This is a genomic window from Streptomyces sp. NTH33 (genome assembly GCF_003236365.1).
Lineage (GTDB): Bacteria > Actinomycetota > Actinomycetes > Streptomycetales > Streptomycetaceae > Streptomyces.
Genome location: NZ_POTZ01000422.1, coordinates 1 through 6,006 on the forward strand (window position 1 = coordinate 1; position 6,006 = coordinate 6,006).

General features: G+C 72.7%; 6 protein-coding genes and 1 pseudogene. 2 read left to right on the plus strand and 5 right to left on the minus strand.

What is annotated here, in order from left to right; translation table 11 throughout:
* Both C1I97_RS29290 and C1I97_RS29295 read left to right on the plus strand, forming a co-directional pair.
* The coding region (locus C1I97_RS29290; RefSeq protein ID WP_441349166.1) for an Lhr family helicase at nt 1-980 on the plus strand (980 nt) is incomplete at its 5' end.
* A 53-nt stretch (nt 981-1,033) separates the two neighbouring features.
* Nucleotides 1,034-1,825: pseudogene (locus C1I97_RS29295) on the plus strand (Fpg/Nei family DNA glycosylase); the annotation flags it as partial.
* A 193-nt stretch (nt 1,826-2,018) separates the two neighbouring features.
* Here the strand turns inward: C1I97_RS29295 and C1I97_RS29300 are convergent.
* The 5 genes from C1I97_RS29300 to C1I97_RS29320 form a co-directional block, all read right to left on the minus strand.
* Nucleotides 2,019-2,396, minus strand: a complete 378-nt coding sequence (locus C1I97_RS29300; RefSeq protein ID WP_111006133.1) for a helix-turn-helix domain-containing protein — start codon at nt 2,394-2,396, stop codon at nt 2,019-2,021.
* Nucleotides 2,397-2,505: 109 nt separating this feature from the next.
* Nucleotides 2,506-3,051 (minus strand): CinA family protein, encoded by a 546-nt coding sequence (locus tag C1I97_RS29305; RefSeq protein WP_111006134.1) that lies wholly within the window; start codon nt 3,049-3,051, stop codon nt 2,506-2,508.
* A complete protein-coding gene (gene pgsA / locus C1I97_RS29310; protein ID WP_111006135.1) occupies nt 3,048-3,875 on the minus strand; it encodes a CDP-diacylglycerol--glycerol-3-phosphate 3-phosphatidyltransferase in 828 nt (275 codons plus the stop codon). Before pgsA ends, C1I97_RS29305 begins: the two co-directional genes overlap by 4 nt.
* Nucleotides 3,872-5,344 carry a 30S ribosomal protein S12 methylthiotransferase RimO gene (rimO, locus tag C1I97_RS29315; RefSeq protein WP_111006136.1) on the minus strand — a complete coding sequence of 491 codons (1,473 nt, stop codon included), beginning with the start codon at nt 5,342-5,344 and terminating at the stop codon, nt 3,872-3,874. The genes pgsA and rimO overlap by 4 nt, the downstream gene beginning before the upstream one ends.
* A 133-nt stretch (nt 5,345-5,477) precedes the next feature.
* Nucleotides 5,478-6,006, minus strand: a 529-nt coding sequence (locus C1I97_RS29320) for a DUF4115 domain-containing protein (RefSeq protein ID WP_111006137.1), incomplete at its 5' end; no start/stop codon positions are given.

The window sequence follows — 6,006 nt, forward strand, 5'->3', positions numbered from 1 at the left end:
CGCCCACCGTCGTCGGCCGCTGGTCGCTACTGCCCGTCCGCGATCCCGACCCCACCGTGCGCGCCCATGCGCTGGCCCGCGCCCTCCTCGACCGGCACGGTGTGGTCACGCGGGGAGCGGTGTCGGCGGAGGGCGTCGAGGGCGGGTTCTCGACGGTGTACCGGATCCTGTCCGCCTTCGAGGAGAGCGGCCAGGCCCGGCGGGGCTATGTGGTGGAGGGCCTGGGCGCCGCCCAGTTCGCGATGGACGGCGCGGTCGACCGTCTGCGCGCGGTGGCGGGCGCGCGCGAGCGGGGCGAGGGCCTGCCCGGCACGGGCTCCCGGGGCGGCGGTCCCGACGGCTTCGGTTCCTCCGACGGCCTCCCGCTTCCCGGTGACCTCGAGGCCGGGTTCCCCGCCGCCGACCCGGGCGGTGAGTTCGACTGGCCGGCCGTCGACCGGCCCGCACCGGGCGAGTACGTCTCGCCCCGGGACATCGCCCCACCGGGGCACGGCGGTCCACGAGGCGGCGGGCGAAGCCTCCCGTACGGCTCCGGCCCTGGCTTCGAAACCGGCTTCGGTGACCGCCGCGGCCGTACCGCCTCCGCCGACTCGCGGGCGCTGGTCCTCGCCGCCGCCGACCCCGCGAACGCCTACGGCGCCGCCCTGCCCTGGCCCGAGCCACCGACCGGCGCGGGGCACAAGCCGGGCCGCAAGGCCGGCTCCCTGGTGGTGCTCGTGGACGGCGAACTGACGCTCTACATGGAACGCGGCGGCAAGACCCTGCTGACCTGGCCCACCGGTCCGGACGGCGCGGCCGGCGACGACCCGCGCCTGCGGGCAGCCGCCGGGGCGCTCGCCGCGGCCGCCCGCGCGGGCTCGCTCGGCACGGTCACCGTGGAGCGCGTCAACGGCGCCTCCGCGCTGACCTCTCCCACCGGCGCCCTCCTGGAAGAGGTGGGCTTCATCGCCACTCCGCGCGGCCTGCGCCTGCGCGCATGAGCGGAGCAGGCGTACCCGGGCGCATGTCCACCCGTACGTGTCACCCTTGACCCATGCCCGAAGGTGACACGGTCTGGCGGACCGCCAGGCGGTTGCACGAGGCCCTCGCGGGCAAGGTGCTGACCCGCAGCGACTTCCGGATGCCGAAGTACGCCACGGTCGACCTCACCGGCCGGGCCGTCCTGGACACGGTCTCGCGCGGCAAGCACCTGCTCACCCGCTTCGAGGGCGGCCTCACGCTGCACTCGCACCTGCTGATGGAGGGCGCCTGGAAGGTGTACGGCGCCGGTGAGCGCTGGAAGGGCGGCCCCGCCCACCAGATCCGCGCCGTGCTCGGCACCGACGGCCGCGCGGCCGTCGGCTACCGCCTGCAGGTCCTGGAGCTGCTGCGCACCACCGAGGAGGAGCGCGCCGTCGCGCACCTCGGCCCGGACCTTCTCGGCCCCGACTGGGACCCCGGCCTGGCCCTGGCCAACCTCCTCGCCGACCCGGGCCGCCGGCTGGGCGAGGCCCTGCTCGACCAGCGCAATCTCGCCGGCATCGGCAACATCTACAAGAGCGAGCTCTGCTTCCTGCTCGGCGTGACCCCGTGGCTGCCCGTCGGCGCCCTGCCCGCCGACCGGGCCGCGAAGCTGCCCCTCCTGGCCAGGAAGCTCCTGGAGGCCAACCGCGACCGCGTGGTCCGCCGGACCACGGGCCTGCGCGGCCAGGACCTGTTCGTCTACGGCCGCGCACCGCGCCCCTGCCTGCGCTGCGGCACCTCCGTCCGCGTGGCCGACCAGGGCGACGGCTTCCAGGAGCGCCCCACGTACTGGTGCCCCACCTGCCAGTCCGGCCCGCCGCCGTATCAGCCCCGTGTCACCACCTGGGCCTCCACGATCGCGGCCCCGCCCGGCACCGGCAAACGGGAGACGGCGAGAGCCGCCGTGAACACCCGGGCAAGGCGAAGGCCCCGGCCGCGCCTCTCCGGGGCCTCCCGGAGAAGCCCCGGCCGGGGCCTCACCACGTATGCGTCAGTTCACGCGCGCGTGCGACAGGTCACGCGGCGACCACGTCCACCGCTTCGGCTGCGGGCGCCTTGATGGTCACCCGTTCCGGTGGCACACCGGTCACCGAAACGGAACCCAGCATCGGGCGAACCGGCGTGGGAACGGTGTTGGTGGCCGCAGCGGACCGGGCCAGCTCGGCGAGGGCGAGCTCGTCGCTCACTTCCCGCATGAGCTCGGACATCCGTACGTCCAGCGCGTCGCAGATGGCGGAGAGCAGCTCGGAGGAAGCCTCCTTCTGCCCCCGCTCCACCTCGGAAAGATAGCCGAGCGAGACTCGGGCGGACGAGGAGACTTCGCGCAGAGTACGGCCCTGGCGTTGGCGCTGCCGACGCAGCACGTCACCCAGCAGGCGACGGAGCAGAATCATCGGTGGCTCCCTCCTCGGACCGCGTAGCCGCATCCTTCACGCCCCACCGTACCGCCTCGCGCTGCGGCCGTGCGGGGAGCGATGTCGTGTTCACTCAGGGCTGCAAACATCAAAACCCCCCGTTCCGTTCCGTATCCTGTGCCCGCTCATTTCCAGTCTGTTCGTCCGCGATCTGCTTCAAAAGCAGTGCGAGTACGCTCCGTACACTCTCTCTACGAATTTCCGCCCGGTCGCCGTTCAACCGCAGCGCGGTCGTTTTCCCGCCACGGGTGGCGCCGGTTTCCGGTGCGAGGGGCCCGTCCACGGCCACGAAGACCGTCCCGACGGGCTGCCCGTCCTGGGGGTCGGGGCCGGCCACGCCGGTGGTCGCGATGCCCCAGTCGGCCCCCAGGGCCTTCCGCACGCCGGCCGCCATCTGGGCCGCGACCTGCGGATCCACCGCTCCCCGCTCGGCCAGCAGGGTGGCGTCCACGCCCAGCAGGCGGTGCTTGAGCTCGGTGGCGTAGGCGGTGACCGAACCGCGGAACACCTTGGACGCCCCGGGCACCGAGGTGATCTCCGCGGCGACCAGGCCACCGGTCAGCGACTCGGCCACGGCGACCGTCTCGCCCCTCACCGTGAGTAGTCTCACTACGTCGGTGGCCGGTGACCTCACGCTTCCGACTCCTCCAACGCCTCGCGGCGCTCGGCGATTCCCCGCCTGCGCAGCACAATGGCCTGTCTCACATAGTCGAGGCCGGTCGCCACGGTCAGCACGACGGCCGCGGCCATCACCCAGAACCGCAGGGTGGCCAGCCAGCCCGTCAGGGCCAGCACATACATCCCGACGGCCACGCCCTGGGTGAGCGTCTTGAGCTTGCCGCCGCGGCTCGCCGGGATGACGCCGTAGCGGATGACCAGGAAACGCAGCAGTGTGATCCCGAGTTCCCGGCCGAGGATCACTCCGGTCACCCACCAGGGCAGGTCGCCGAGCACGGAGAGACAGATCAGCGCCGCCCCCATGATCGCCTTGTCGGCGATGGGGTCGGCGATCTTCCCGAAGTCGGTGACGAGATCGTACCTGCGGGCCAGGTGGCCGTCGAACAGGTCGGTGATCATGGCGATGGCGAAGGCCGCCCAGGCCAGTGACCGCCACGCCGGGTCGTACCCGCCGTCGGCCAGCATCAGGGCCACGAAGCCGGGCACCAGGAGCAGCCGGACCATGGTCAGCAGATTGGCGACGTTCCACACGCTGGCCTGGTTGACGGCGGCGGCCGCGATCTTCCCGCCGCGCGGCGGCCGGTCACCGCCCTGCCCCGCCGCGGACCGGTCCGCCCCGCCGGAACCGGCGAGACGGCCGGCGCCGCCGGAACCCGAAGCACGGGAGGCCCGAGGAGCGCCCGCGGCCCTGTCCGCGCCGGGCCGGCGCGAAGCCGCCCCCGCGGCCGCCCCGTGCGCGCCGGAGGAGCCGCCTGCCGCGGATGCCGGGACTCCGGTCATCTGCCTGCCTCCTCGCTCCGCGCGAACGTACCCGTCAGCGGCTCGGCCACCAGGTCGACACCTTCCGTACCGACCACCTTCGCCTCGACCATACGGCCGACGCTCAGACCCTCGCCGCCCGTGAGCAGCACCTGGCCGTCCGTCTCCGGCGCCTGGTGCGCCGCCCGGCCGTGGGCGCCCTCCTCGGCGTCCACGGACTCGACGAGCACGTGCAAAGTCTCGCCGACGCGCTCCTCGGCGCGCTGGGAGACGAGTTCCTCGGCCAGCCGGGAGATGTGCGCCAGACGCTCGGCGACGACGTCCTCGTCGAGCTTGTTCTCGTACGTCGCCGCCTCCGTGCCCTCCTCGTCGGAGTAGCCGAAGACGCCGATGGCGTCCAGCCGCGCGCCGTTCAGGAACCGCTCGAGCTCGGCCAGGTCGGCCTCGGACTCCCCGGGGAAGCCGACGATGAAGTTGGAGCGCACGCCGGCCTGGGGCGCCTTGGCGCGGATGGTGTCCAGCAGCTCCAGGAAGCGGTCGGTGTCGCCGAAGCGGCGCATGGCGCGCAGCACGCCGGGCGCGGAGTGCTGGAAGGAGAGGTCGAAGTAGGGGGCGACCTTCGGGGTGGAGGTCAGTACGTCGATGAGCCCGGGGCGCATCTCGGCGGGCTGCAGGTAGCTGACCCGCACCCGCTCGATGCCGTCGACCTCGGCGAGCTCGGGCAGCAGGGACTCCAGCAGGCGGATGTCGCCCAGGTCCTTGCCGTAGGAGGTGTTGTTCTCGGAGACCAGCATGACCTCCTTGACGCCCTGTTCGGCCAGCCAGCGCGTCTCGTTCAGCACGTCACTGGGGCGGCGGGAGATGAAGGAGCCGCGGAAGGAGGGGATGGCGCAGAAGGAGCAGCGCCGGTCGCAGCCGGAGGCGAGCTTGACCGAGGCGACCGGGGCGCCGTCCAGGCGGCGGCGCAGCGGCGCGCGCGGGCCCGACGCCGGAGCGAGGCCTTCCGGAAGGTCGGCGGGGCCGTGCCCCGGAATGACCACCTCCGCGCCGGCGTCCTGCCGCTCGGCCGGGCTGATCGGCAGGAGCTTGCGGCGATCGCGCGGGGTGTGCGCGGCGTGGATGCCGCCGTTCAGGATGGTCTGCAGACGGTCGGAGATGTTCGCGTAGTCGTCGAAGCCGAGTACGCCGTCGGCCTCCGGGAGGGCCTCGGCGAGCTCCTTGCCGTACCGCTCGGCCATGCAGCCGACCGCGACCACCGCCTGCGTTCTGCCATGGTCCTTGAGATCGTTGGCCTCCAGGAGGGCGTCGACGGAGTCCTTCTTGGCGGCTTCCACGAAGCCACAGGTGTTGACCACGGCGACGTCCGCGTCCGCGGCGTCCTCCACGAGCTGCCAGCCGTCCGCCTCCAAACGGCCTGCGAGCTCCTCCGAGTCCACCTCGTTACGGGCGCAGCCGAGAGTGACGAGTGCGACGGTACGGCGTTCAGGCATGCGCTCAAGCCTACTTTGTCTCGGTGACGGCCCATGTCGAAGGGGTTGGCCGGTCTTGGCCAACCCCTTGTCCGCGTGCCCGCTCGGCGCTCTGCTTACGTACTGCCCTGCTTGCGTACCGCCCGCTTACGTACTATCCGGCCTGCGGGTCGCCCTTGGTGTACGTGAGGCGTTCCACGGCGCCCGGCTGGAACTGGTCCTCGATCTTCTTGCCGTTGACGTAGAGCTGGATCGCACCGGCGTCGCCGAGTATCAAGTCGATCTTGGTGCCGTCCTGGAAGGTCTTGGACTCGCCCTTGCTCAGCAGCCCGGCGAAGAGCATCCGGCCGTTGTGGTCCTTGGCCGAGATCCAGCTGCTCCCGTTGGCGGCGCTGACCTGCACGGTGACCTTGTCCTGCGGCGCGGCCGCGATGGCCCGGTCGGACGGTTCCGGCTTCGGCTCGGCGGGCCTGCTGTTCTTCGGCTTGGGCGAGGCCGTCCTGCCGGCGGTGGGCGTGGGGCCCTCGGCGACCCTGGCGCCGGTGTCGCCGTCGCCCTTGAAGGCCGTGAAACCGACGAAGCCGATCACGACGACGATCGCGGCGACCATCGCCGCGGTCCAGTTGGGCCCGCGCCGCTCCGAGCGGATGCGTTCCGCCTCGAACAGGGGGGCGGCCGGGGTG

Bases quoted from the DNA above. Each gene is read 5' to 3' on its own strand.
- C1I97_RS29300 (WP_111006133.1), bottom strand. From the start codon at position 2,396: ATGATTCTGCTCCGTCGCCTGCTGGGTGACGTGCTGCGTCGGCAGCGC.
- rimO (WP_111006136.1), bottom strand. From the start codon at position 5,344: ATGCCTGAACGCCGTACCGTCGCACTCGTCACTCTCGGCTGCGCCCGT.
- pgsA (WP_111006135.1), bottom strand. From the start codon at position 3,875: ATGACCGGAGTCCCGGCATCCGCGGCAGGCGGCTCCTCCGGCGCGCAC.